Origin of the sequence: Streptomyces bambusae, from assembly GCF_019400985.1 — a bacterium.
Classification (GTDB): domain Bacteria; phylum Actinomycetota; class Actinomycetes; order Streptomycetales; family Streptomycetaceae; genus Streptomyces; species Streptomyces bambusae_A.
This window is the reverse complement of record NZ_WTFF01000616.1, coordinates 1-1,597: the sequence shown is the minus strand read 5'-3', so window position 1 is coordinate 1,597 and position 1,597 is coordinate 1. Positions and strand designations below refer to the sequence as shown.

Here is a 1,597-nt window from a genome sequence, read left to right as displayed (position 1 = left end):
GGGTGGGGCGCCGCGCCCCACCCTGCGCCGGGCCGCGCCCGCCCTCGCCGGCTTCGCGGCGGTGCGGCTGCTGGGGCTGGCGGTGCTCGCGGTGTGGTCCGCGGTGGCGGGCAGCAGTCCGCACACCTTGCTCTCGGCGCGCTGGGACTCGCTCTGGTACGCGCGGATCGCCGCCGAGGGCTACGGCTACGAGGTGGTGCTCCCGAACGGGGACGTCCACTCCAACCTCGCCTTCTTCCCCCTGCTGCCGGCGCTGGAGCGTGCGGTCTCGGCCGTGACGGGCCTCTCCTACGGCAGCGCCGGCCTGGTGGTCTCGGCCCTGGCCGCGCCGGCCGCGGCCTGGGGGATCTTCGCGGTGGCCGACCTGCTCCACGGGCGGCGGGCCGGGGTGTGCGCCGCGGTCGTCTGGGCCGCGCTGCCGGTCGGCGTCGTGCAGTCGATGGCGTACAGCGAGTCCCTGTTCACCTCGCTCGCGGCCTGGGCCCTGTACGCGGCCCTGCGCGGGCGGTGGTGGACGGCGGGGCTGCTCGCCGCCGGCGCCGGACTGACCCGGCCGGTCGGCGCGGCGGTCGTGGCGGCGGTGTGGGTGGCCGCGGTGTGCGCCTGGCGGCACGGGGAGCGGTCCTGGCGGCCGGCCGCCGGGATGCTCATCGCCCCGCTGGGCGCGGCGGCGTACGTCCTGTGGGTCGGGGCGTACACCGGCCGCGGGGTGCTGGGCTACCTGGACGTGCAGGGCGGCTGGGGCAACGGCTTCGACGGCGGCCTGGCCTTCGCCCGGTTCGTCGGGGACAAGCTGACCTCGTCCGCCGCCGGGGCCGCGGCGGGGGTCGCCCTGATCGCGGGCGTGCTGCTGGTGCTGTGGCTGTACGGACTGTGCGTACGGCAGCGGCAGCCGGCGGCGTTGCTGGTGTACTGCGGGATCGTGGTCGCGCTGGCGCTGTGCGCGTCCGGGTACTTCGGCTCGAAGCCGCGGCTGCTGCTGTCGGCGTTCCCGCTGGTGCTGCCACCCGCGGTGGCCCTGGCGCGGTGGCGGACCGGCCGGGCGGCCGCCGCGCTGGGGGCGGCCGCGCTGGTCGCGGCCGGGTACGGAGCCTTCTGGCTGAACGGCTCGGGCCCACCGTAGGGCTCCGCCGGCGCAGACGAAGCCCCACGCGGGCCTCCGCCGGCGCCGCCTGCCTTCCGCCGGTGGCGCCTGCCTTCCTCCGGTGGCGCCTGCCTTCCGCCGGTGGCGCCTGCCTTCCGCCGGCGCCGCCTACCTTCCGCCGGTGCCGCCTGCCTTCCGCCGGTGGCGGTCGCCTCCACCGGCGCACCGGCCTTCTGCCGTACGCCGGGCCTTCCGCCGTACGCCGGGTCCTCGCCAGTACCGGCGGCCGCCGCCCGCGCACCGGTCCTGCGCCGGTACGGGTCACCTCCGCCCGCGCACCGGCCCTCCGCCAGTACCGGCGGCCGCCGCCCGCGCACCGGCCCTCCGCCAGCACCGGCCACCTCCGCCCGCGCACCGACCCTCCGCCAGCACCGGCCACCGCCGCCGACCCGGCGACCTCCGCCGGTCCCACCCTCCGCCGAGCCCGTGGCCTCCGCCGGTCCCACCCTCCGC

Annotated in this window: 1 protein-coding gene; it reads left to right on the top strand. The window is 79.0% G+C overall.

Annotated elements, in window-relative coordinates:
- On the top strand, positions 1-1,123 hold a 1,123-nt coding region (locus tag GPJ59_RS36075), incomplete at its 5' end, for a mannosyltransferase family protein (protein ID WP_374201014.1).
- Positions 1,124-1,597: the final 474 nt, after the last annotated feature.